At 67.8% G+C, this 23,520-nt stretch carries 23 protein-coding genes and 1 pseudogene; 13 read left to right on the plus strand and 11 right to left on the minus strand.

Annotated elements, in window-relative coordinates:
- Positions 1-4 precede the first annotated feature (4 nt).
- The 8 genes from ABZ444_RS28760 (at position 5) to ABZ444_RS28795 (ending at position 8,115) form a co-directional block, all read left to right on the plus strand.
- The gene (locus ABZ444_RS28760; RefSeq protein ID WP_358003229.1) at positions 5-3,106 is read left to right on the plus strand and encodes an amino acid adenylation domain-containing protein; all 3,102 of its coding nucleotides are present in this window, start codon (positions 5-7) and stop codon (positions 3,104-3,106) included.
- On the plus strand, positions 3,106-3,858 hold the full coding sequence (locus tag ABZ444_RS28765; RefSeq protein ID WP_358003232.1) for an alpha/beta fold hydrolase: 753 nt from the start codon (positions 3,106-3,108) through the stop codon (positions 3,856-3,858). Before ABZ444_RS28760 ends, ABZ444_RS28765 begins: the two co-directional genes overlap by 1 nt.
- Before the next feature lie 129 nt (positions 3,859-3,987).
- Positions 3,988-4,656, plus strand: coding sequence for a hypothetical protein (locus ABZ444_RS28770; RefSeq protein ID WP_357986334.1), 669 nt, complete (start codon positions 3,988-3,990; stop codon positions 4,654-4,656).
- A gap of 84 nt (positions 4,657-4,740) precedes the next feature.
- Positions 4,741-5,157 (plus strand): nuclear transport factor 2 family protein, encoded by a 417-nt coding sequence (locus tag ABZ444_RS28775; RefSeq protein ID WP_357986337.1) that lies wholly within the window; start codon positions 4,741-4,743, stop codon positions 5,155-5,157.
- Between the two features lie 159 nt (positions 5,158-5,316).
- Positions 5,317-5,853: a hypothetical protein gene (locus ABZ444_RS28780; RefSeq protein ID WP_357986340.1), complete on the plus strand. Its 537-nt coding sequence runs from the start codon at positions 5,317-5,319 to the stop codon at positions 5,851-5,853.
- Between the two features lie 302 nt (positions 5,854-6,155).
- On the plus strand, positions 6,156-6,656 hold the full coding sequence (locus tag ABZ444_RS28785; RefSeq protein ID WP_357986343.1) for a hypothetical protein: 501 nt from the start codon (positions 6,156-6,158) through the stop codon (positions 6,654-6,656).
- Positions 6,657-6,926: 270 nt separating this feature from the next.
- Complete coding sequence (locus ABZ444_RS28790; RefSeq protein ID WP_357986346.1) at positions 6,927-7,493, plus strand: hypothetical protein; 567 nt, start codon at positions 6,927-6,929, stop codon at positions 7,491-7,493.
- A gap of 94 nt (positions 7,494-7,587) precedes the next feature.
- Positions 7,588-8,115: a hypothetical protein gene (locus ABZ444_RS28795; RefSeq protein WP_357986349.1), complete on the plus strand. Its 528-nt coding sequence runs from the start codon at positions 7,588-7,590 to the stop codon at positions 8,113-8,115.
- Here the strand turns inward: ABZ444_RS28795 and ABZ444_RS28800 are convergent.
- The 5 genes from ABZ444_RS28800 to ABZ444_RS28820 all read right to left on the minus strand — a co-directional run bounded on the left by ABZ444_RS28800 (position 8,108) and on the right by ABZ444_RS28820 (position 14,248).
- Positions 8,108-8,989 carry an EamA family transporter gene (locus ABZ444_RS28800; RefSeq protein ID WP_358003235.1) on the minus strand — a complete coding sequence of 294 codons (882 nt, stop codon included), beginning with the start codon at positions 8,987-8,989 and terminating at the stop codon, positions 8,108-8,110. The genes ABZ444_RS28795 and ABZ444_RS28800 overlap by 8 nt on opposite strands.
- A 3-nt stretch (positions 8,990-8,992) precedes the next feature.
- Positions 8,993-10,078 carry a M24 family metallopeptidase gene (locus ABZ444_RS28805; RefSeq protein ID WP_358003296.1) on the minus strand — a complete coding sequence of 362 codons (1,086 nt, stop codon included), beginning with the start codon at positions 10,076-10,078 and terminating at the stop codon, positions 8,993-8,995.
- Positions 10,079-10,118: 40 nt separating this feature from the next.
- A complete protein-coding gene (locus ABZ444_RS28810) occupies positions 10,119-11,612 on the minus strand; it encodes a pyridoxal-dependent decarboxylase (protein ID WP_358003238.1) in 1,494 nt (497 codons plus the stop codon).
- Positions 11,613-11,805: 193 nt separating this feature from the next.
- A complete protein-coding gene (locus ABZ444_RS28815) occupies positions 11,806-12,849 on the minus strand; it encodes a transposase (protein WP_358003241.1) in 1,044 nt (347 codons plus the stop codon).
- A gap of 262 nt (positions 12,850-13,111) precedes the next feature.
- Complete coding sequence (locus ABZ444_RS28820; RefSeq protein WP_358003244.1) at positions 13,112-14,248, minus strand: helix-turn-helix domain-containing protein; 1,137 nt, start codon at positions 14,246-14,248, stop codon at positions 13,112-13,114.
- Positions 14,249-14,861: 613 nt separating this feature from the next.
- Between ABZ444_RS28820 and ABZ444_RS28825 the strand changes: the two genes are divergently transcribed.
- Genes ABZ444_RS28825 through ABZ444_RS28835 form a run of 3 tightly spaced genes read left to right on the plus strand, consistent with a single transcriptional unit; the run spans position 14,862 to position 16,763 of the window.
- Positions 14,862-15,146: a multiubiquitin domain-containing protein gene (locus ABZ444_RS28825; protein WP_358003247.1), complete on the plus strand. Its 285-nt coding sequence runs from the start codon at positions 14,862-14,864 to the stop codon at positions 15,144-15,146.
- Positions 15,121-16,347, plus strand: a complete 1,227-nt coding sequence (locus ABZ444_RS28830) for a ThiF family adenylyltransferase (RefSeq protein ID WP_358003250.1) — start codon at positions 15,121-15,123, stop codon at positions 16,345-16,347. The genes ABZ444_RS28825 and ABZ444_RS28830 overlap by 26 nt, the downstream gene beginning before the upstream one ends.
- Positions 16,344-16,763, plus strand: coding sequence for a DUF6527 family protein (locus ABZ444_RS28835; RefSeq protein WP_358003253.1), 420 nt, complete (start codon positions 16,344-16,346; stop codon positions 16,761-16,763). Before ABZ444_RS28830 ends, ABZ444_RS28835 begins: the two co-directional genes overlap by 4 nt.
- Before the next feature lie 102 nt (positions 16,764-16,865).
- Here the strand turns inward: ABZ444_RS28835 and ABZ444_RS28840 are convergent, their stop codons facing one another.
- Positions 16,866-17,477 (minus strand): hypothetical protein, encoded by a 612-nt coding sequence (locus tag ABZ444_RS28840; protein ID WP_358003256.1) that lies wholly within the window; start codon positions 17,475-17,477, stop codon positions 16,866-16,868.
- 7 nt (positions 17,478-17,484) lie between these two features.
- Here ABZ444_RS28840 and ABZ444_RS28845 point away from each other — a divergent pair, with 7 nt between their 5' ends.
- Positions 17,485-18,306 (plus strand): hypothetical protein, encoded by an 822-nt coding sequence (locus tag ABZ444_RS28845; protein WP_358003259.1) that lies wholly within the window; start codon positions 17,485-17,487, stop codon positions 18,304-18,306.
- Between the two features lie 97 nt (positions 18,307-18,403).
- Here ABZ444_RS28845 and ABZ444_RS28850 read toward each other — a convergent pair whose 3' ends face one another.
- The 3 genes and pseudogenes from ABZ444_RS28850 to ABZ444_RS28860 all read right to left on the minus strand — a co-directional run bounded on the left by ABZ444_RS28850 (position 18,404) and on the right by ABZ444_RS28860 (position 20,341).
- Positions 18,404-18,535: a hypothetical protein gene (locus tag ABZ444_RS28850; RefSeq protein ID WP_358003262.1), complete on the minus strand. Its 132-nt coding sequence runs from the start codon at positions 18,533-18,535 to the stop codon at positions 18,404-18,406.
- 197 nt (positions 18,536-18,732) lie between these two features.
- Positions 18,733-19,074 carry a hypothetical protein gene (locus ABZ444_RS28855; RefSeq protein ID WP_358003265.1) on the minus strand — a complete coding sequence of 114 codons (342 nt, stop codon included), beginning with the start codon at positions 19,072-19,074 and terminating at the stop codon, positions 18,733-18,735.
- 40 nt (positions 19,075-19,114) lie between these two features.
- A pseudogene (locus tag ABZ444_RS28860) lies at positions 19,115-20,341 on the minus strand (IS3 family transposase).
- A gap of 169 nt (positions 20,342-20,510) precedes the next feature.
- Here ABZ444_RS28860 and ABZ444_RS28865 point away from each other — a divergent pair.
- Positions 20,511-21,203, plus strand: a complete 693-nt coding sequence (locus ABZ444_RS28865; RefSeq protein WP_358003267.1) for a transposase — start codon at positions 20,511-20,513, stop codon at positions 21,201-21,203.
- Here ABZ444_RS28865 and ABZ444_RS28870 read toward each other — a convergent pair.
- A complete protein-coding gene (locus ABZ444_RS28870; protein WP_358003270.1) occupies positions 21,173-22,129 on the minus strand; it encodes a spirocyclase AveC family protein in 957 nt (318 codons plus the stop codon). The genes ABZ444_RS28865 and ABZ444_RS28870 overlap by 31 nt on opposite strands.
- Complete coding sequence (locus ABZ444_RS28875; RefSeq protein ID WP_358003273.1) at positions 22,126-23,499, minus strand: NAD(P)-binding protein; 1,374 nt, start codon at positions 23,497-23,499, stop codon at positions 22,126-22,128. Before ABZ444_RS28875 ends, ABZ444_RS28870 begins: the two co-directional genes overlap by 4 nt.
- Between the last annotated feature and the right edge of the window lie 21 nt (positions 23,500-23,520).

Genomic DNA, 23,520 nt, shown 5'->3' on the forward strand with positions numbered 1-23,520 from the left:
TCCCATGTCACGCAGCCACAGCGTCACCCCGCCCAGCGATCGGTTCGTCTCCACGAAGCCCTTTCCACTGACATCAGTCCAGCAGTCCTACCTGCTGGGCCGCCGCGTGGATGAGCCCGCCGGCGGTGTGGGCTGCCACATGTACGTCGAGTTCGACGGGCACGGGGTGGAACCGGAGCGGTTGGACGCCGCTCTGATCCGCCTGCAGGCTCGGCATCCCCTGCTCCGCACGGCCTTCTCCCACGAGGCCGATCACGGCACGCCGCTGGAAGGGCCGGTCGGGCGGCTGACGACAGCACGCACGGCACGCCCGGACGACGTCCGTGATCACATGACGTCCCAGATTTTGGAGGTGGATCGCGGCCAGGTCATGGACATACGGCTGTCGCTCCTGCCGGGCGGCGCCACACGACTGCATCTGGATGTGGACCTGCTCGCCGCGGACCCGCCGAGCCTCGGCATCCTGCTGGCCGATCTCACCGACCTCTACCTCGCGGACGGGACCCTCCCTCCGCTGCACTACGACTTCACCGCCTACCGGGAAGCGAACCCTGAGCCTGCCGAACCGGATATTCGCGGGTGGGAGCGTCTGACCAAGGGGCGCAGCCTGCAGCCGCCCCAATTTGCCTTGCTCAAGGCTCCCCTGAGCGTTTCCGGAGCCCGCTTCACCCGTCGGGACATGACGCTTTCTCCCGCGCTGTGGGAGCAGATCACGCGGAAGGCGCGCGCGGAGGGCCTGAGCGGGGGGTCCGTGCTGCTAGCTGCCTACGCCCACACCCTGGGGCGGTGGAGCCAAAGCCCGGATTTCCTGCTCAATCTGCCGTCGTTCGATCGCTCGGCGACGCATCCCGACGCTCAACGCATCGTGGGGGACTTCACCCGCCTGAACTTGCTCAGCATCGCCCCGAACAGCGCTGTCAGTCTCCGCCAACTGGCGCAGATCACACACCAGGGCCGTCTCGCGGCGATGTCGCCACGCCTTGCACCGGCTCCCGCGGCCCTGCGGCGTCTATGGCGTGAGCGGCACGAAACGGTGTCGCCAGTCGGAGTGGTCTTCACCGACCTGCTCGACGTCGACCTGATCCCCGACCGGGCCCAACGCTGCTTCGGGCGACTCTCTTGCATGATCACCCAGACATCGCAGGTGTGGCTCGACTGCCTGGCCCAACAGGAGGACGGCGGGGTGCGGCTGTCCTGGGACGCGGCCGAGGAGATCTTCCCGCCCGGCATGCTCGACGGGATGACCGAGTACTGCGGCGACGTCCTGGCCGCCTTCGCCACGTCGAACTGGGACGACAAGCCTCCGGTCCACCTGCCTGCGGCGCAGCGGCGTACCAGGGCCCTGGTCAACGACACCCGGCGAGCGGAGAGCGGGTGGCTTCTGCACGAGCGCTTCTTCGCGCTGGCCGCGTCAGATCCGGACGAGCCGGCGCTGATCGGTGAGCGGTCCATCGTCTCCCGGGGCACCCTGGCCGATCGTGCGCTTCGAGTGGCCGGCCTGCTACGTTCGAGGGGCGTCCGCGCGGGCGAGCCGGTCGCTGTCTCCCTTGCGGACGTCATCGACCAGATCGCCGCCGTACTCGGAATCCTGGCGGCGGGTGCATGTTACGTCCCGATCGGTCCGGATCAGCCCAGCCGACGCCACGAGGCCATCCGGCGCACCGCCGGCGTGCGCCTGACGATCGGCGACCGTACCGCACCGGGGCAGGTGGCGCTGGAACAGGCCGCCGCCGCCCAGCCGCTGGTCCGTCCCGTCGCCGTCCCGGCCTCCTCGTTGGCCTACATCATTTTCACCTCAGGCTCGACAGGTTCGCCGAAAGGCGTAGAAATCTCACACCGGTCGGCGGTCAACACGGTGGAGGACATCAACGACCGGTGGTCTGTCGACGCTTCCGACCGCGGAATCGCCATCTCCGCACTGGACTTCGATCTGTCCGTGTACGAGATCTTCGGTCCGCTCATGGCCGGTGGCGCCGTGGTGATCCCCGGCGCCGAATCGGCACGCGAGCCGCAGGCGTGGGTGAGACTGCTCCGCGACCACTCCGTCACCGTGTGGGACTCGGTGCCGGTACTGCTGGACATGCTCATCACGACCGCGGAAGAAACGGGGCAGGCACCCAGCAGCCTGCGATTGGTGCTCACCGGCGGCGACTGGATCAGCATGGACCTTCCTGGCCGACTGCACGCGCTTGTCCCCGGCTGCGTGTTCGTCGGCTGCGGTGGCGCCACCGAAGGAGCGATCTACTCGAACTACTTCCAGGTGGATCGCGTCGATCCCCAATGGCCGTCCATTCCCTACGGCCGCCCGTTGGGCAACCAGCGATATCGCGTAGTTGACGAGCAGGGCCGGGACCGGCCCGAGTGGGTCACGGGGGAGATGTGGATCGGCGGGGCAGGGGTCGCTCGCGGCTACCGAAATGATCCCTCCCGTACGGCGGAGCGTTTCGTCGAGCATGGCGGGCAACCCTGGTATCGGACGGGAGACCTGGGCCGGTACTGGCCTGACGGCCTCCTGGAGTTCCAAGGACGCGCCGACCACCAGGTGAAGATCAATGGCTTCCGCATCGAGCTCGGTGAGATCGAAGCAGTTCTGGCAGCGCACCCAGCCATCGCGCGTGCCGTTGCAGTGGCCGCCGGTCTGGGTGGAAGCCGACGTCTGATCGCCTACCTGCTGCCGGCAGGCGAGACCATGGACATCGCAGAGATCAAGCGGCACACCGAGAGCCGCCTGCCCCAGTACGCGTGGCCGGCGCACTACCTGGTGCTGCCCGAATTCCCGCTCGGCAGCAATGGCAAGGTGGATCGTCAGGCGCTGGCGGCCTGGGGGGCGCCAGAGGCGCCGACCGCGCCCGCGGAACCACCCCAGGGCCGTACGGAAGAAACGTTGGCCGAGGAGTGGTCGCGCATCCTTGGCCGCCCGGTGACCTCACGCCATGACCGCTTCTTCGACCTGGGCGGCGACAGCCTGCGAGCGATGCGTCTCTCGACGGCCGTCGGTGTCCGCTTCGGGCGCGAGATCCCCTTCCGTGCCCTGCTGCAGGCAGCCACGGTGGCGGGTATGGCCGAGCTGGTGACCCGGAGCGGGTCGTACCTCGGAGAGCGGTAGTGACCGAGTCGCCGATCAGCCCGAACGGGCGAGGTCCCGCAGGGCAGTGGCTGAGAAGGCTGGGCGGTCGCGGCGCGATCTCGACCAGACTGCTCTGCCTTCCGCACGCCGGTGCCGGTGCCAGCGCCTTTCGCAACTGGCTGCCGCATCTCCCCTCTGGATGCGAACTCTGGGGCGTGGCCTATCCGGGCAGGGAAGACCGCCTCGGCGAACCACCGGCCGAAGATGTGCTGACCATGGCCCAGCACATCGCCTTCGCCTTGCAATGGGTGACCGACCAGCCATACAGACTGTTCGGGCACAGCATGGGCGCGATACTGGCGTACGAGACGTGCCACGCGCTGCGGCGCCTCGGCCACGCGGCTCCCCAGCACCTCTTCGTCTCCAGCAGCCCACCGCCGGCCCGGATAGCCGCCGTGACCACGGCAGAACGCTCGGACACCCGGGTCCGCTGGCTGCCCGGGGGACCAGAGGAGGACGAACGCGAACAGTTCGCGGATCTCGCCACGGAGACACTCGACGCCGACCTGGCGATGCTCTGCTCCTACCGCGACCCGACCATGGCCCGATTGACCGCTCCGGTCACCGCGATGCATGGTGCGGCCGACCCGGACATGGACAGCAGGTGGGCGCCGGAATGGAAACGGCATACTGCCGGGGATTTCGAGGTCGCCATCCTTCCGGGAGACCATTTCTACTGCTTCACGGCGCCACATGACGCTCTGGGAATCGTTCTCCGCGGACTCCGCTGATTTTCCGCTGACATTTCGGCAAAATAGCAAATCAAAAAAGGTCGGCAGGCATTGGTCGATGGGATTCTCCGGATACGATGAGGGTAACCCGCATAAATCGGCGGGCGATCGAGAAGAGAAGGGGAAGAAATGGCCAACAAAATCGACGCCGCGATTCCCGTCCCCGATCAGTACGGCCAGTTCTGGGTGTTCTCCGGGAACCACTGGGTGCGGATCGCCCTGAAGGACGGCCAGCCGCACGGCGACGAGGTCGTGCGCGGTCCGGGCGGCTTCGACGAATGGCCCAGCCTGCAGGGCTTCGACCATGTCGACGCGGTCATCCCGGTCCCCAATGAGCACAGCCAGTTCTGGGTGTTCTCAGGGAACCAGTGGGTGCGCATCTCCGTCACCGGCGGTGAACCCCACACCGACACCGTCGTCCTGGGCCCCGGCGGCTTCGACCAGTGGCCCAGCCTGCAGGGCTTCGAGAAGATCGACGCCGCGATTCCCGTCCCCGACCAGTACGGCCAGTTCTGGCTGTTCTCCGGGAACCACTGGGTGCGGATCGCCCTGAAGGACGGCCAGCCGCACGGCGACGAGGTCGTGCGCGGTCCGGGCGGCTTCGACGAATGGCCCAGCCTGCAGGGCTTCGACCATGTCGACGCGGTCATCCCGGTCCCCAATGAGCACAGCCAGTTCTGGGTGTTCTCAGGGAACCAGTGGGTGCGCATCTCCGTCACCGGCGGTGAACCCCACACCGACACCGTCGTCCTGGGCCCCGGCGGCTTCGACCAGTGGCCCAGCCTGGCCAAGTTCTAGAGCACCCCTCCCGGCGAACCCGGCATGCGACCCACGTGACGCGTCGGTGGCATGCCGGGCCGGGGGCCGACCTCAGGAGACAACATGCAACGGCCCGACGAACTACGCGACAAGCGCAACGAACTGTTCAGGAACCTCGAGAGCCCCGACACGTCGAGCAGATTCTTCGACCAGGTCGCCGACGACGTGCGGTGGCTGTTGCTCGGCAACCATCCGCTGGCCGGCGAATACCACAGCAAGGCGGACTTCCGCCGGGCGACGTACGAGCGGCTGACGCCGCTCACCGAAAACGGTATTCAGATGAATATCGAGGGGGTGCACATCGACGGTGACATCGCGATCGGCGAGATGACCAGCAGAACGGTCGCGCTGGACGGAAAGCCATACGATCAGATCTACGTGTGGGTATGCAGATTCGACGGGGACACCATCGTCGAGGTGCGCGCCTATGTCGACAGCAAGCCGGTCTACGACATTTTACGTCTGGAACGGCACAACTAAGCCGACCTTCGGGCTCCTGTTCCGCTATAAGCGGTCACAGCCCGCACGTCCGCCCCGGCTGAAAGCCATGGCTCGGGCACCAGCGGCACAACGCCGGCGGCCGACCGGTTGGCGATTCGGCGGACGACTCATCTGCCCGAACGAACGGAGCGCCGTTCGATGTATCGACTGGTGCATATTCTCGCCATTCTGCTCTCGGTCGCATCGGGGATCATGCTGCTCCCCGGGGCCGCCTCAGCCGGTGTCCTGGACGTCACCTGTTCTCCGCCCAGCAGTGACACCGCCATCTACGATCCACCACTGACTCCGACCGCCCAGTCGAGCACCCTGACCGCCTCGACGCAATACGGGCCATGTCTGTCGACCAGCGTGTCCGGCCTCACCGCCGGCTCGCGCGGAGCCCAGAACACCTCCGTCCGGTCCTGCCTGGACCTGCTCGGCGCGGGCACGACAACATTCACCATCACCTGGAACACCGGCCAGACCAGTGCCGTGTCCGGCAACAGAACGACCACCATCGTGGGCGCGGCCCTGGTCGTGACCATCACCGGCACGGTCACCTCTGGACTGTTCGCCGGCGACAGCGTCCTGCAAACCGTGACCGGCCCCTCGGCCGATGTACTGCTGTGTACCGCCGGCCTCGGCACCGTCTCCAGCATCTACTCCACCGTCACGTTAGAGATCACGTCCATCTAGGGCGTTCGCCGAAATCTCGGGTATCCAGCCACATCGGCTGACAGAAGAGGTGGCTGGCCCCTGTCCGCGATCCGCCGACTCCTCACCGGGCTCGTAGTCGGCCTGGCTCTGGCAGCCACCGTGCCGTCTGCTCTGAGCAACGCCGAATCCATGCGGCGTAGTGGCCGCCACGCCGTCCTGCCCCCATCACCGGCACCGATACCCAGTGAGGACATGCCGGGCGTCGCGCTCTCGGACGAGACCTCGCCGGCCATCACTGTTCCTTTTCGTCAAACGCTGCACGCACCCTCGAAAGGGCCCCCATGCATATTCGTAGGCTGTTCGCCATCTCCGCGCTCGGCGCAGCGTCCCTCCTGGCTGCTTCCCCACCCGCCTCCGCCCAGGACACGTTCGCGGTGGTCTGCGAGAGCGTCCATCACGACATCGACGTCAACTTCGCCTCGGGACACGCCGTCGGCGACGGCACCTGGAACGTCTGCGTGTCCGTCACCGACCCGAGCATCGTGCGCGGCGAGGTCCGGCCCACGTCAGGCAGCGTCACCGGCAGCGCCGCGAACGTCGTGGTGAACATCCCCACCTACACCGTCGACTTCGTCGATGCCCATGACGACCTGGTCCGGACCGTCGTCTACGACGGCACCCTCTCCTACCTCGGCCCGCTTCCCAACGTCATGGTCGCGACCATGACGGCCATCTCCGGCGCCACTCTCACAGGTGGAGCCGGCACCGCCACCCGGACCTGTCCCACTGCCAACACCTGCGACTACAGCAACACTTTCGCCAGTATGGGAGTCGCCTACTGAGCCGCATCCGGTCACGGAGACAACCCGCAGGACGCCGGCCGTCTCCGTGACCGGAGCTGAGCAAGCGCTCTGCCGTCGAAGATCACATGGACGACTCCACTGCCCGCCGGGTCCCAAGTGCGACCGAGGCGTCGCGTCCCCCTTCCTGATCCTGCGCTCGCCCTCCGGGGGGTGCGAGGCAGGCGCCGGCCGCCCCGCACCGACCAAGCCTCCGGCGACCCCCACAACCATCGCCGATTCCACACCTACGACGCAGGAAGGCGAACCTTCATGCTCAATCCAGCCCTCCGTCCCACAGCCCAAGCCGATGGCCGCCTCTTCCGCCTCGTCGCCACTCTGGTGCTGATGCTGGCCGCCCTGCTCGTCCCCGTGCTCACGCCCCAGCCGGCGCATGCCGCTGACCCGCTGATGGTGTGCACCGGCAACGTCGACCAGCAGTACGACCCCGGCCTGCTCCTGACCCCGCAAACCGTGCAGTTCACCGCGTCGATCGGGTACGCGACCTGCCTGGGCGACCCCGAGGTCTTCGACGGCTACACCGAACTGCACGCCACCGTCACCAACAGCTGCCTGCTCAACCAGCTTTTCGGCAACGCTTTGCAGACCATCACCTGGAACAACGGCCAGACCAGCACGTTGGCCGTCAGCGAGGTCCGCGTCATCGCTGGCGGCACCGTCACCATCACCGGCACCGGCAGCGTCCTGAGCGGTCGCTATGTCGGGCACAAGGTCGTCCAGACCACCGTCATCGCCACGCCCGACGTTCTGGACTGCCTCGCCCCACCGGGAGTCACCAAGGCCTCCGGCAACGTCACCTTCGCCATCCTGCCCCTCTGAAACTGATTCCTCCGACCGGCCTTCGCGCTTCTCCGGGCGTGAGGGCCCGGCCGACGCCTTCTGCTCAACCTCCGATCGATCAAGGAGTCTCGTCGTGATCTGTTCGCTTCGCCGGCTCATGCTGGCTCTGCTGGCCGCCGCCGGCGTGCTGTTCCTCAGTGCTCCGGCCGCACTCGCCGCCGCCCCGGCCTCAGCCATGACCGGCCCATCGGTGCAGGACCCCGCCGGAGTATTCCGGTTCAGCGCGAGCGACGCGCACGTGGAGCCGGGGGAGGTGGTCACCTTGACCGTGCGTTATACCAACAAGCTCGGCACCACCGCCACGGCGGCGGACTTCGACTACCTCGCCCTGCCGCTGCTCGCCGGCTTCATCAGCCCCATCTGCGGGGGGCCCGACAGCGGCCTGCCGAACATATGCGCAGCAGAGGGCGTCGAGGGCGGAGTAACGTTCGTCACGATCCCGGCTGCAGAAACCCGTACGGTGGCCTGGTCGGTGACGGTGCCTCAGACGACCACTCCAGGCACTGACCTGACCTTCACACCGGTCGTCGTCACGGACGCTCCCCTTCTGGGGCTGCCCAACGTGTACTCCGTGCCGCCGCTGACGATCCACGTCACCTGACCGACGACGGCCAGCCGTCGGCCGGACTGGCCCAGCCCAGTAGGCACAGCGCCACAGCGACCACTGGCAGCCCGATCCGCTGCATGCGGCTGAACCGTTCGGCCAAGACGAAGCGTGCCAGCAGCACGGTGGCCGCCGGGTACAGGGCGGTCAGCACGGCCGCGATGCTGAGCAGCCCGCCGCGGGTCGCGAACAGGTAGCAGCAGTGCGCCAGCGCCTCCAGCGCTCCGGCTGCCACCGCGAACCCGGCCGCCGCCAGCTGCTCTCGCAGCTCGCGCGCGAGCCAAGGCCGCAGCCGCACCGCCGCGAATGCCAGCGCGGAGACCGTGTAGCAGACGAGCAGCGGAACCAACCCTGCCTGGGGCCGGGTGTGGGGAAGCACGACGAAGAACGCACCGAACGACAGGCCCGCCCCAAACGCCATGGCTACCGTCACCCCGAGCCGGCCCCGTCGTGCCGCGTCCCGTGAAGGAGGGGGCCGGGATACCAGCACCACACCGGCCAATCCCAGCGCGGCTCCGGCCATGCCCTCAGCTCCGGGGCGTTCGCCAAGGGCCAGTCCCGCGGCCAGTGGGACCCCTGCCACGCAGACCGCGCTGAGGGGGGCCACCACGGACATCGGCCCGCGGGCCAGTCCGCCGTACAGCAGCGCTCCGCCCGTCGCGGCGAGCAGGCCCGCGACCGCGCCCCAGGCCAGGTCGGCGGCGAGCGGCCGGCCAGGGACGAGCCCGAGGGTGACCACCAGCAACAGGCCCGCGGTCACCTGGGCGATGAGCAATGTCGTGGCCACAGCCAGACGCCGGCCGGCCAGCCCACCCAAGAAGTCCGATACCCCGTAGGAGAGGGCGGCGGCCAGAGCGAGCAGCGCGTTCATGGCTCAGCTGAGCGCCGATGCCGTCGCGGCGAGCGGCCGCAGCCCGCCGTCCTCGACAACGAAATCGTCCTCCACCTTCAGCACGAACAGGTGCTCGCCCACTTCGACCGTCGTCTCGGGTTCAAGGGCTATGACCTGTCCCGCCCGCAGCACCCGGTCCTCGTCCATCCTGTCGGCGCGGTGGATGGTCGGCAGTTCGCACGCGCGCAATCCCACCCCGTGCCCGGTCGAGTACGGCGTACCTGGCATGCCTTGACGAGCGAGGCAGTCGTTGATCGCCGCATGCACTGTGGTGCAGCGCACCCCGGGGCGCACCGCCTCCTGCCCGGCCATGTGCGCGACGAGCAATCGGTCGTAGGCGCGCCTTACCTCGTCCGGCACCTCGCCGAGGAAGCCTGTGCGGGCAAGATCGGAGGCATAACCTCCGCGCCCGTAGCAGCCGATGTCGAGGAAGTAGGGCTGCCCCGGGGCGAGGGCGGAGCCGTCTGCGAACCAGCTCCCTGACACCTTCCGCACGTTGCACACCGCATGGGTGAGGAACTCCGCTCCGGCCGTGTGCTGGCCTGCGGCGGCGCGGGCGAGCAGCTCGTGGTCGGTCATCCCCGGCCGGGCCTCCTCGATCACCGCCCGGATGGCCGCCTCATTGGCCCTGCTCGCCGCCTCCAGCAGACAGATCTCGTCAGCATCCTTGATCTCCCGCAGGATGAACAGCTCGCGTGCGACCGGCCGAGTGTTCGACCCCGCCCCGCCCAGCAACGCCGGATCCACCCCCTCGTAGCCGATGAGCCGGGCTCCGCGCCGCCGCAGCTCGTTCCCGATCGCCTCCGACCAGCGGCGGGGATGGCAGGCGGCGGGGGCCCATGACGGCAACGGGTGCAGAGCCCGTACGCACTCCGGAACATCGCCTGGCCGGGCTACCTGCTCGTCCACGTACGGCACGAACAGATCCGCCTCTCCGGAGGCGTCCACGACTGCCGCGTACCAGTCGTAGGCTTCGCTCACGAGCTGGGTACGGAAGTCCGTGGCATACCGGATGTGATCGGCGCCGCCCAGGACCAGGTGGTCGACGCCGAGCTCCGCCATCAGCATGGCCACCCGGGCCATGCGACGTTCTCTTAGCGCGGCCATGTCAACGGGAGGCCAGGAGAACACGGCGCTCCTCCTCCTTCCCGGCCTCTTCGACCACGGCGATCAGCTCATCGATGTCACGCTCGGTGGCCAATGGGTTGATCATGGTGAATTTGAGGAAGATCCGCTCCCCGCGCCTGGTACGGCCAAGTACGGCTCGGCCCTCGTTCAGCAGGCGGCGGCGCAGCGCCGCGTTCACCTCGTCGGCCTGCTCAGGCCGCCCGGGAAGGTAGCGGAAGACCACGCGGGTGAGGGAGACCGGTGCGGCGAGCTCCAGGCGCGTCCGTGCGATGATCAAGCTCTCGGTGTACCTTGCCAGGTCGTGGCAGCGGTCCACCAGATCGGCCAACCCTCGCCGACCCACCGCGCGGAACACGGCGGCCACTTTCAGCACGTCGGCTCGCCGGGTCGTCTCAAGGGTCCGGCCCAATCGGTTGGGGAGCCCCGCCGACTCGTCGTCGGCGGGATTCAGGTACGGAGCCTCCCGGTGCAGCGGCGCAAAGTCTGCCTCCCTACGTACCAGCAGCACACTCGCCGACGCCGGGTGCCAGGCCATCTTGTGCAGGTCTATCGTCACCGAGTCAGCCCGTTCTATGCCCGCGAACCGACCTCGCAGCCGGCTCGACACGAGCATCCCGCCACCATAGGCGGCATCCACGTGAAACCACATTCCTTGGCGCGCGGCCAGCTCAGACAGCTCCTCCAGCCGGTCGATCGCTCCCAGATCGGTCGTTCCGGCATTGGCGATCAGCATGCAGGGCAGGTCGCCAACGGGAATCGCGGCGAGTGCCCGCTTCACGGACGCCACGTCCATCACACCCAGGGCATCCGGCTCCGCCACCACCGCGCCGTCCTCGCCCAGCCCGGCGGCCGCGACCGCTCGTCCCACGCTCACATGCGAGTCGCGCGAGCACACCACCCGGAGCCGTCCCGTCGACTCCCGTGGTCCTCCGTGGGAGAGATCCCGGCCGCTCAGCCGCGACCCCGCCACATCCCGGGCCAGCACGACCGCCAGCAGATTCGAGATCGAACCGCCCGGTGTCATCACGCCTGCCGACCCCTCAGGCAGTCCGACCAGGTCGCACAACGCCCGAAGCACCCGCTGTTCCAGCTCCATCGCGAATGGTCCGCTGTCCCAGACGTCCACCGACTGGTTCAACGCACTCACGACCAAATCGGCGGCCGCCGCCACAGCCAAGGCGGGGCACTGCAGGAACGCTGCGGTCGCCGGGTGAGTGAGGTCGACGCTGCCCCAGGCGAAGGCCCGCGCCAGCGGCTCCAGCGCCGCCACATCGCCGACGCCCTCCTCGGGGAACGCGGCCTCGTCCAGAACCTCGGGATCGGCCGCCACGCGGAGCGGGCCACCGGTGGGTAAGGGGCCGGACCGCTCCGCCAACCCGGCCCGGACCGCCGCCAGCGACCGCCCGACCAGCTCGTCGAGCGCAGCCAATCCCTCGTCACTTCCCGCGAACATCGTGAATGGCGGACGCTCCATGGCCTCTCCTTACGGCACGGCAGCAGAAGCGTCCTCTCTCCTCCCGCCGCCGGAAGACACGAATCATTTGGATGGGCCAGCCGTCCCGAACAGCCACATGCTTGTCCCCTTGAAGGTGACATTCGGAAACACGGAACCGAAGGTGCTGACGCGACCTCGTCAGGGCCGACAAGCGGGGGGTGAGGCCGCAGACTCAGCCGATCACGGCGGGCCTGAGTGCGGGCGGTTTGATCAGCAGCCGGTGCCCGGCCTCGGTGAGGGCGGCGCGTAACTCCGCTTGCGCGTAGGCGGCATCAGTCAGGACGTGCAACCGGCCGCGCTCGTGAGCGAGGAGGCCGGGGGCGATGACGGCCTCGTGGTGAGAGGCGCCGGGGCCGCAGGGCGACGGCGGTGAGCAGGCCGGTCTCCGGCTCGATGGCCAGGTGGGCCTTGTAGCCGTCGTCACGCTGCTGCTGGGTCTTGTGTGGATGTGGCGGGCCTCGGGATCGACGGTGGAGATGATCCGATCGGGTGTGGTTCGGCGGGCGATCCGCCATCGTCCGTCGGTGCCGTCGGAGTCGTCAGTTGGTTCGACGTCCTGGCCGGCGATGGGGGCCGGCAGGCCGACCGCCTGCTCGGCTGTCTCGTCCAGATCCTGGCCACTGAGCTGATCGGGCAGGGTGAGAGCGTCGGTGACCAGCCCGCTCACCAGGGCGTTCCTGGTTTCCTCGTCGTCCCAGGCGATCTTCGGCTTTCCCGGGGCGGTGTGGTCATGAGCGTGGCAGTGCGCCGCCACCAGCGCGCTCGCGCCCGGCACCTGGCGGGCCGCCCGGCGGATCGCGGCGATCAGCTGGGTGATGGTGTCCTGGGTGGCGACCGCATCCAGCAGCACCGCCGAATCCAGCGCCCGCCGGGCCCGGCCGGTCAGCACCCCGGTCTGCTCCACCACGGTGCGCATGGCCGCAAAGATCCGGTCCGGGTCCACCGAGTGGGCTAGCCGACGCCGGAAGTAGTTCAGCAACGACGGCTCGACCCCCTGGTCATACAGCTCGAGCCCGCAATCGGCCTTCCACCGCAGATCGAAGCGCAGCGCCGCGACTGACTCCTCATCCGACAGCCCATGCAGTGCCTGCAGCACCACGACCGTGGCCAGCAGCCCCGGCGGCACCGACGGACGTCCGTTGACCGGCGCGTACATATCCGCGAACGTCTCCGGCGGGAACAGTCTCCCCCGGTGTTCGGCCAGGAACGCGAACACGCTCCCGGCCGGGATCATCTCCCGGCACACGACCCACACCTCAGGCCCGACCGGAACCCGCCGACGACCCATCATGACCCGAGTCTGAATCCTGAAATCCCACCTGGCCAGACCACCAAGATCTTCAGGGCATTCCCAGCCCGCATTTTTCCGTCCTCCGGTAGAGGCTGCGCGTTGGTATCTCACCCAGCGGTTGGAACTGCGGGCGAGGACACCTCTTGCCTGGATCACGGCAAGAGGTGTCCTCCACGGCAAGGTGAGGTCAGTCAAGGATGGGAGGCCTGCTAGCGAGGTGTTCGGCGAAGTCAACGGACGTCACGAGGGCGTTGCCCTCGCTCCACTTGATGCTTCGTTCGTGCTGCAGTCTGCCGACGACGATCCCGGGCGGTATCCCGGCACGCTCGGCGAAACTGGTGATTCTCGTGAAAGGTTTCGGTCTAGCCTTCAGGGCCCGATAGTCCTCCGCCAGGTTTGGCGGGATGAGGACATCCGCGGCGTACTTGTTGGCCTCGTCTTCCTCGGTGGTGGCCCCCTGCCCTCCGGTGGGATTCTCATCGAGGAAGGTCAGGCGCTTGCCATGGTGAAGGACATGACCGAGTTCGTGGAAGAACGCGAACCAGAACTGGTCGATCCTCTTGAACCGGTCACTGAGCGCGACCATGACCTTGTCGGGGCCCAGCCATCTGGTCGCACCCGACAAATGCGTGTTGCGCATGGCGGACTCGAAGACGACAGCGACACCGGCCTGGGCGCACAGTGAGGGCAGATCAGTGAACCAGTGCGCCGGCTCACGCAGGGTCAATGCGCGCATCTGCGGGACAAGGCTGAGAAGGATCTCCTTGTCGTAGCGCTCACAGGGGATCTGGCGAGCCCGCAACTCGCACAGGCGGAGCCACACTGCGGTGGCGAACTCGTCGGCATTCTTGGTCGTCGACCGGCGGAAGGCCACCCGGTAGGTGTCCCAGACGTCGCGTCCCGCGGTGGGATTGGCGACGCCGAGAAAGGTGAGCAGGGTTCGGAGGTTGTCGACGGATTTCGCCTTTGTGGGCAGGATTCGGCGAGCGACCAGCTCGCCCAACGAGAAGTTGTCAAGCCAGGACAGTTGGCCGGCGAGTTCCTCGTTCTCCTGGAGCCGCTGCTGGTGGCTACGCCATCGGGCCTCAAGGTTGTTCCATGTCTCCGCGGGGATGCGGGTGGCTCGCTCTAGCAGGAGCGCGGTCTCGGGGGTGAGGACCGCCATGCCCTGAGCGATCTGGTTCAGATGCTTCGTGCTGAGGCCGGTCCGGCGCGCGAGGTCGGCCTGGCTGATCCCGAGATGCTCGATGGTCTCCTTCAAGGTCTCCCCTGGAGGGAGGGCGCTCTGCGGAGCGAACTCGAATTTGCCGACACGCGAGCTCATCGCACACTCTCCCTTCGGATGGCACGGTAGGCGGCGCACTCGGCGTGGTGGACCTTCACAGACGATCTCATCATGCGACGGCTACCTCCGTTACCAACAACTCTTTGACACGGGATTCGTCCAAGCGACCGTCAAGCAGGGTGGGCGCAGGGTCTTCCCCCGGCCTAACGCGAAGGTCGGCTCCACGACGCAGCGTGATGAGCAGTCCTCCGCGCTCGTCCCCGGGGTCGTCGCGCAGGCGCGCGGCAGGCATCAAGCGCAGCGCCGCAAGGTGCCCGGCGGACGCGATCTCGCACAGACGCCGCAGGAGGATCGGCGCCAGCTGTGGCCCGAATGTACGAAGCCGCTCGGCGTCGTCGTTGCAGCTGAGCGCCAGCTCGGAGCTCGCGAAGTACACCCGCATCCCGCCGGACACTCCAACCAGTTGCGTTTACCCATTAGGTCTATGCTACCTTGAGCACATGATCGGTTAAACGCGTGCACCTAACAGGTAAACGTGAATGTTTAGCAGCAGGTCAGGGCTTTGTCTGGGAGGGAGACAGAGCTAGTGCCGGAGACGCCTGGTGATCAGGCGGTCAACAGCCGTCCCGGAGGGACGGGAAAGGGGGGTCTCATGACCACCGAGGAGTTCGAACTGGAGGGCGCCGTCAGTGCGCGGGCCCGGCAGTACCACATCATCGTGAACGGCGAGCCGAAGGCCGTGCACGACCGCAAGCTTTCGTTCCAGGAGATCGTCGCTCTGGCCGGCGACGCGGTGCCCTCGGGACCGCACGTCGCTGTCACGGTGACGTTCCGGAACGCCGACCAGCACCCGTCCCAGGGGCTCTTGGTCCCCGGGGAATCCGTGAAGATCCAGGACGGGACGGTGTTCGTTGTCACCGCGACTGACAAGTCCTAGCGAGGACCTCGCGCGGCTCTGCCGCGACGGGTACGCCGTGGAGATCGTCCATGGCCTGCTCCTGCTGCGTCACGTCCCCTACGTGGGGCGTGACCGGCAGGTCCGGTACGGCACGTTGGTGTCGTCCCTCGATCTGAACGGCGATATCACCGCCCCGCCGTCCGACCACACCGTCCGGTTCGCCGGCGAGGAGCCGTGTGACGTGGACGGCAACCCGCTGGAGAAGATCATCAACTCGCGGATCTCCGACGAGCCTGTCCCCGGCCTGATGACCGGGTTCGTCTTCTCCAGCAAGCCTCGGACCGGAAGCTACGCCGACTACCACGCCAAGATGACGGCGTACGCGGCGATTCTGGCGACGCCCGCGCAGATGCTGGACAGGAACGCGACCGCAACCCCGTTTCCAGAGCAGGACGGGCTCGTCGGTGAGGTCGACTCGGTGTTCAACTATCCCGACACGGCCTCGGCCCGGGCCGGGATCACCGCAGTCTCCAGGAAGCTGACCGGCCTGAAGATCGCGATCGTCGGGGTGGGCGGTACCGGGTCATACATCCTGGACGCGGTCGCCAAGACCCCCGTCAAGGAAGTCCACCTCTTCGATGGCGACGTCCTCCAGACCCACAACGCCTTCCGCGCGCCCGGGGCACCTTCCCTGGAAACGCTGTGCGAGGCTCCGTTCAAGGTCGACTACCTAGCCGACCTCTACGGCAACATGCACCGCGGCATCGTGGCTCACAGCACGCACATCGACGCGGACACGATCGGCGTCCTGGACGAGATGGACTTCGTGTTCATCTCGATCGACAAGGGCACGCCCAAACGGCTGCTGATCGAGCGGCTCGAACACCTCGGCATCTCCTTCATCGACGTCGGCATGGGCGTGAAGGAGAGCAACGGTAGCCTCACCGGACAGCTCCGAGTCACCACAAGCACCACGCGGCAAAGGGAGCACGTCCGGCAGCGGATCTCGCTCATCGACACTGATGACGAGGTCTACGGCAGTAACATCCAAATTTCCGAACTCAACATGATCAACGCGGCGTTCGCGGTCATGAAATGGAAGAAGCTCTACGGCTTCTACCACGACCTCGACGACGAGCACTCCTCGATCCTCCAGATCGACGGCAGCACGCTCATCAACGCCGACCATCCCGCTGATGCTCCAGGTATCCACCTCGTCCACGATGAGCCTGCCGCGTGAGCCCCTGGACCAGCCGCCTGGACCACCTGTTCGTCGAGCACATCCCCGAGCGGGTGGTATCAGGTGTTCTCTATGTCAGCCTCTCCTATGACATCGCCATCCACCTGTGCGCCTGCGGGTGCGGACACCGAACAGTCACCCCGCTGAGCCCCACCGACTGGAAGATCACCTACGACGGACAGAGCGTCTCCCTGTCTCCCTCCATCGGCAATTGGAGCTTCCCCTGCTCCTCCCACTACTGGATCCGGAACGGCCGTGTTCACCAGGCCCCCCAGATGACAGATGAGGAAATCCGAGCCGGACGCGAGAGCAGCGAACGCCTCACCCGCCAACGTCTTCAGGCATCAGAGTCCGGTCCGGCGTCTGCAGCCCGCGAGAGCAGATGGGAGCGGCTGCTCCGCAAGATACGCAGGTGAGATCCGGCCTCACCGGCGGACGCGACTGTGTAGCGCAGGCCTGTAGCGGGGGTGACAGGCGGAGAGGGCACCGCTTGGCGAGCTCGTAGGGCCACCAGCGCATCATTGATAAAAACCCTCGACTTGCTCAAGCACATCGAACCGGAGCTGCGTGAGGTCCTGGCTTTCGAACTGGCAGGCAGCTCGATCGCCGTGAGCGATCTCATGGACGTAATGGCGGGGTGGAGCGACGAGCCCGACATCGAGGTTCGCCGCACCGCCCTCATCGGTCTCCTTCAGGCGATCCAGCGGCACCAGCAAGTGAACGACGACGTGGCTGGCTCCGGCACGCTGACCGCCGAAATGGAATGGCTCCGCGCGCGTATTCGGCAGGATCTGTGCGCTTATGGTCCTTCCCTCGCCGAACGTCGGCAACTGGCCTGGATCGGCATGCTCTTGCTCGGTGATCCCACGCTCAGTGACGGCATCCTGGAGAGCATCGGCCACGCCGGGCAGGCGCCCGGCGTCCAACTCCATGTCCTTTACAACGATGAGGTGGACCCCATTCTGGTCGACCTGATTGCCGAGAACTGGGAGCAGCTGCATCGCCACTTCGGCGACGGTCTCTTCGAGCGCCTGAACAGCACATCTAACCGGGAGAACCGAACCGCCGGTGAGCAACGCCGCCATGTCATGGCGGCGTTTGCCACCGTCGCCTCCCGTTACCCCCGCCATCGCGGAGATGCTTCGTGCAGAGGCCGACACCGATGGCGCGCTCCGCCAAGATCATAACTTCCTGCTGTGGGCCAAGGATGAGAACCGCGGCGATGAAGGAACGCTCCGTGCGCTCGTGGCTACCCTTGGCGCAACGGCACCCGGCTGGCAAGATCACGTTTTCGACGCGTTGCTGGACCGAGATGCCTGGAATGTCTCCGACGAGGTGTTCAAGGCCATCCTTATCGCAGATGAGGTTGAGCGCAGCCCTGGCAGCATCTACGTCAGTAAGAAACTGCCCACCTATGCCGAGCTGTTTCCGGGCGACTACGTGTCCATCGCCGCCCTTCGAGACCTCGAGGCCTGGTTTCGTGCCGGCCCCGCGACTCGTGAGCGCCGCGATTGGGGGGAGATACTGGCCATCGCATTCGGCACAGCTGATCCGCAGGACCTGCCCGCCATCGTGGCCCACACCCGCGTCCGCATGGGTATGCCCGACTGGACTCTGCCCCTGTTCACGAAGCCGCTCCTGCGCCGACTGCGCACGGACGCCGACGCCGTCGAAGCGCTCAAGGCTGCTCTGCGCGAACCGATGCGCATCCGTGAGGACAGCCCCATCTTCGCCAGCCCATGGGATTCCATCATCGAGGCATGTCCTGACCTGCAGCCGCTACAACGCACGTATCTCTTCGCCGTCGTGCTGCGCCAAGCGGGTGCCCTGCCTGGCCAGGACGCGGCAATGGCCATGGACGTCCTGGCATCCGCGTCACCCGACACCGTCGTGCATCACCCGTTCACCAACCATGAGGGCCCCCTTTGCCTCGCCGTACTGGACCTCGTTCCTCGGTGATGCATGGCCGATGCCACCGTGACCGGGTCTGAGCTGTGCGTGACTTCTGACCTCGGTCTGCACCTTGCTCAGGTCCGCCCCTTCGTCGGTGGTGTCCTCAGCTGATCGACGGCGGCCAGGCGCACGTCTTCGTCGTGGCGGCCGCCCAGCGCACCGTGTCCAGGACGATGTCCATCCGCTGGAAGCGCACCCATTCCTGAACACCCGGCTCGAACAGGTGGCGAGGCATCCATTCCACATCGCAGGGCATGCACTCGGGAATCGCGACCCGCCCCGCCTGGCCATCCGGTGCGGACACGGTCAGGCTTTAGAAGGTGAGGGGCTGCAGGCACTCGGGACAGAAGCCTTCGGGCACGCTCGGCTGGGCACGCGACCAGCGGTCACGTCCGAGATTCCCGGTGTAGGGCACGGGGGACGTCCAATCCGTCATGACTCAGGCGATTGTGCAGCAGCTGCCGCCACGGCGTCGGTGAACGGGGGCGTGGGAGCCGCGCCCGCAGGTGGTGGCCCACCGGTGGGCGCGAGCAGGGGTGGCTCGTGTTGCACATGGTCCGCCCCGGAGCCGGGGCTGCGTGGATCGTGCGGCTGTGCCTTGGCGGGATCTGGGGTGAGGTCGACGGCGGTCTGGCCAGGGCCGGGAGGAGGTTGCCGGGTGAGCAGTTCGGCGAGCCGATGGACGGCGTGCTCGTCCAACTGCGCCTCGCCGCGGTCGTAGCGCTGGGTGGTGACGGGGGAGGCGTGCCCCAGGAGCGCCTGGACCTTCTCCATCGGGACGTCGGGGCTTCCCCCATGAACGTGGACACCGATTTCAGGCGGCAGACTTCAGGCTATCTGGCGTCTTCTCGTAGTCGATCGGGCTGAGCTGGCCGAGGCGGGAGTGCCGCCGGATCGTGTTGTAGCGGGTGATCCAGCCGAACACGGCCAGGCGGGCGGTGCGGGCGTCGGGCCAGTGGCGCGCGCCCTGCAGCGTCTCGCGTTTCAGGCTCGCGTTGAAGGACTCGGCCGCCGCGTTGTCGGCGCTGGTGCCCACCGCGCCGCGCGAGCGGGTGACGCCGAGCCGGCGGCAGGCCCGCGCGAACTCCCCAGAGCAGTACTGCGCCCCCGTTGTCGGTGTGAAACACCGCGCCGTTCAGACGGCCGCCGCGGGTGTGCGCCGCGGCCTGCAGCGCGTCGACAACGAGCTCAGTGCGCATGTGATCGGCGATCGACCAGCCCACCAGCCGACGCGAATACAGATCCACGACCGTGGCCAGGTAGAGGAACCGGCCACCGCTGACGGGCAGATAGGTGATGTCGCCGACGTAGCGGGTGTTCGGCTGCTCGGCGGTGAAGTCACGCTGGATCAGGTCCGGCACGGGTGCCGCGTCCGGTTCGCCGAGGGTGGTGCGGACCTTCTTCCGCAGGTGCAGCCCGGTGATTCCGTGCTCGCGCATCACCCGTTCCACCCGCTTGTGGTTGACCACGATTCCGGCCGCGCGCAGTTCGGCCGTCATCCGGGGGGAGCCGTAGGTGCCGTCATGCTCGACATGAATGCGTCGTACTCGCTCGGCCAGTTGCTCGTCGGCCTGGCGGCGGGTCAGCCGCGTCGCGGCGCCCTTCAACCATCGGTAGAAGCCCGAGCGTGACACCTGCAGTACCCGACACAACCGCTTCACCCCGTAGAGCGCCTTGTGATCCTCAACAAACTGGAAGCGGTTCACCAGTTTGTCTCGTTCGCGAAAAGCTTGGCCGCCTTGCGCAGAATGTCCCGCTCTTGCTCCAGCTCCCGGATCCGCGCCTTGAGCTGCTTGTTCTCCTCTTCAAGCACGTCGTCCGAGGGTAGGGGCCCGGCCGGCGTGCCCTTGCCGGTCCTGACCCCGCCGGCCGCGCGCTGCACGCCTTCCCCACGAGCCTGCGCGGCTCGTACCCACACCCGCAGCGTCTCGCGGCTGACCCCCAGATCCCTCGCGATCGACGTGATCGTCCGGTCTGGCCTGGACAGCACCAGCGCCACCGCGTCGGCCTTGAACTCGGGCGGGTAGTTCTTCATCACCATCAGGGACATCTCTTCCCCCGGACCTCAAGATCCAGTCTCCAAGGTGTCCACGTTCAAGGGGGAAGGCCCGTCCAGTGACGCATGACCAGACGCCGGTGCCAGCGCAGCAGCCTACCTGGTGTTACCAATCGATGGGCACGCAGCACCGTCGGCAGCCCTCGGTCCGCCCATGACAGCCTTGGGCAGCGCGGACCTGCGCCCAAAGCCAACCCGTCGCCAGGTGGCGGCCGGTGTGCTCGGCCTGGACCTGGGCGTCACCCACCTGGTGGCGCTGTCCCAGCCAGCAGACCTGGGACACGGCTCGGCCCAGCTCGTGAACAACCCTCGGCACCTGGCAGCCGCTCAAAACCGGCTGCGTCGGGCTCAGCGGGCGTTGTCGCGCACGCAGAAGGGATCGGCGCGGCGGGAGAAGGCCAAGAAGCGCCTGTCGCGCCTGCACGAGCAACTCGCCGTGCGCCGCGCCGTTGCCCTGCACCAAGTCACCAAGCGGCTGGCCACCGGATTCGGCACGGTGGCGGTCGAGGACCTCCACGTGGCCGGAATGACCCGCTCGGCACGGCACCGTAGAATCACCCGGACGCAACGTGTGGCAAAAGGCCGGGCTCAACCGCGCCATTCTCGACACCAGCCCCGCCGAACTGCGGCGGCAGCTCACCTACAAGACTTCCTGGTACGGATCCACCCTGGCGGTCCTCGAGCGATGGTTTCCGTCCAGCAAGACCTGTTCGGCCCTGCCTGCACCGGGCGGTCGGTCAGCGGTGGCGCGCGCGATGGGCGGCTACGTGCCGGCGCATGCACCACCCGCCGAAGGTGCCGTAGGGCATTCACCTATCAGGCGCCGCCGGTCGGCAGGCGCAGGTAGGAAGGAAGGTCGGGTGGCGGAGGGCCGCCGTGGAGCGACAGGGCGACCGTGGCGGCGGAGAAGGCCAGGATCATGGCGGTGACGATGCCGACGCCGGCCAGCAGGGTCACCATGCCGTGCCGTACGGGGTGAGGGCTGAGGATGGTGAGGTGACCTTGACGGTGGCGGCACAGCAGCAGCGCCGCCGGGCCGATGAAGGTTGTGCCGATCAATAGCGGGTGGGTGAGCGGGAATTGGTACCAGTGGCCGGCGAACAGTGATACCTCGCGGATGGCGTAGGGGTAGGCGAAAGCACCGGAGCGGATCCAGAGCATCTCCACGGCGGTATCGATGAGCGCCCCGGCCAGGGCACAGGTCAGGTAGGTGGGGACCGGCCCTCGCAGCCGGAATCGCTGCAGCGTGATGGCCGCCACGGCGGCGGTTGCGTGGGCCAGGACCGCAGCGGCCAGGAAGCCGAACCCCACCACCAGGATCGGTTCGGCTTGCCACTGCGGTTGCGGGCTGTGCCAGCCGGGGATCGCGGGTCCCCAGGTGGCCACGTTGATCAGTGAGCGGTTGTAGACGAATGCGGGGCGGGCATAGTTGACCAGCACATCGGTCCAGGCCGCGAGCAGGTATCCGGCGGCCAGAGCGGCTGCGACGGTGACGGTGCGGGCGCGTACGCAGTCCCGTATGGCGTGCAGGACGACCAGCAGCACCAGCACCGCCATGGCCGCTTGCATCGCCCACCCGATCACGCGTGGAGCGTCACTGAGGTCCAAGCCGCTGGATGGGACGGCGTGCAGGCCGCCGCGGGTGATCCAGACGGCGGCAACCCAGCTCTGGGCGGCCAGGCAGAGGGTACCGATGCCCGCCCACAGCGCACGTCCGGCGGCCTTGGGGGTTGCTGGCGGCAGCGGAGCTGGGGAGACGGTCGCGCGGGTCATCGCGGGCCTTTCGTCCGGGCAGGGAGGGACGCGTGGGTCATAGGCGCGAGCGGGGCGATGAGGCTCCGGGCCAACGGGACGGGGCGCAGCAGGCCGGCGGGTGAGGCGACCATGTGCAAGGTGCGCAGGAACCTGCGGTACAGGCCGGGGTCGTCGGGGATGCGTGCCAGCACCTGCCGGAGATAGCGGTGCAGGGTGCGATCGGCGATGCCGCCCGTGCCTGACCAAGCCAGGTCTTCGCACGTGGACAACGTCCAGGGGGTGGTGAGCAGTCGACGGACCCGTCGCTGGAACACGCGCGCCGCGGGTGCCGGGCGATCGGGGTGGAGGAAGGCGCGCAGTTCCAGGGCTTGCAGGGCGGCCAGGGTCATGCCTTGGGCGTAGACGGGGTTGAACGAGCAGACGGTGTCGCCGATGGCCAGCAGGCCTTCCGGCCAATCGGGGATGCGGTGGTAGTCGATGCGCCGGTTGGCCATGTCGGTGCACCGGTAGACGGGCGAGACTGGCCGGGCGGCGGCCAGCAGCTCGCCCAGGAGGGGGTTGCCGAGACTGCGGGCGAAGGCCAGGAAGCCCGCCTCGTCGGTGGGCGGGCGGTCACCGGCGGTGCCGTGCAGGGCGGCGATGGCGCGTCCGTTCTCGATGCGGGTGACGGCCCCGCCGCGGGTGGTGTCCGGGGCGAGCGCCATCTCCGCCAGTCCGTTCCATTCTCCGGGCAGGCCGGTGTACTCGCGTGAGGCGTAGACGGTGCGGGCGTCCACCACGCGGATATCGGGTTCGGCCCGTCCGATGGCCGTCAGCCAGGAGGCCAGCCGCGCGGTCCGCCCTCCCGCGACGACGACCATGTCGGCTTCCAGACTGGTCGGTTGGTGGCCGGGGCGCCGGATGTCCACGCCGGTGACCCGGCGGCCGGGTCGGTCGGTGCGCAGCCCTTCGACGATGGTGTCCGGGTGAAGTATCACACCGGGCAGGGACAGGGTTCTGCTGCGGATGCGGCACTCCAGCAGTGGCCTGCTGAACGCCTGGATCTGCAGTCCTGAGTCGATCCGCGGTGCCCAGGCGCCGGCGAACCACATCAGGAAGGTGCTGCCGTGGTCGTAGACCGGGGCGCCTGCCGTGGTGAGCTCGTCCCGCAGCCCGGGGAACAGGTGCTCCAGTACGTCGGCACCGCGCTGAAGCAGGGCGTGCGGGTGGCGGCTTTGGGGGACGCCCCGGCGGTGATCGTCGCCGCTGGGCAGCCGGTCGGCGTCGAGGAGGTGCACCTGGTCGAAGGTTTCGGTAAGGACGCGGGCCGCCAGCAGTCCCGCCATGCCCGCTCCGACCACGATCGCGCAGGCACGGTGGCCGCGCGCGGCTCGCGGTGTTGTTGCCATGGTTTGCCTCCAGCGGGCGAC

The sequence above is a fragment of the Nonomuraea sp. NPDC005730 genome, from assembly GCF_040630865.1.
Classification (GTDB): Bacteria; Actinomycetota; Actinomycetes; order Streptosporangiales; family Streptosporangiaceae; genus Nonomuraea.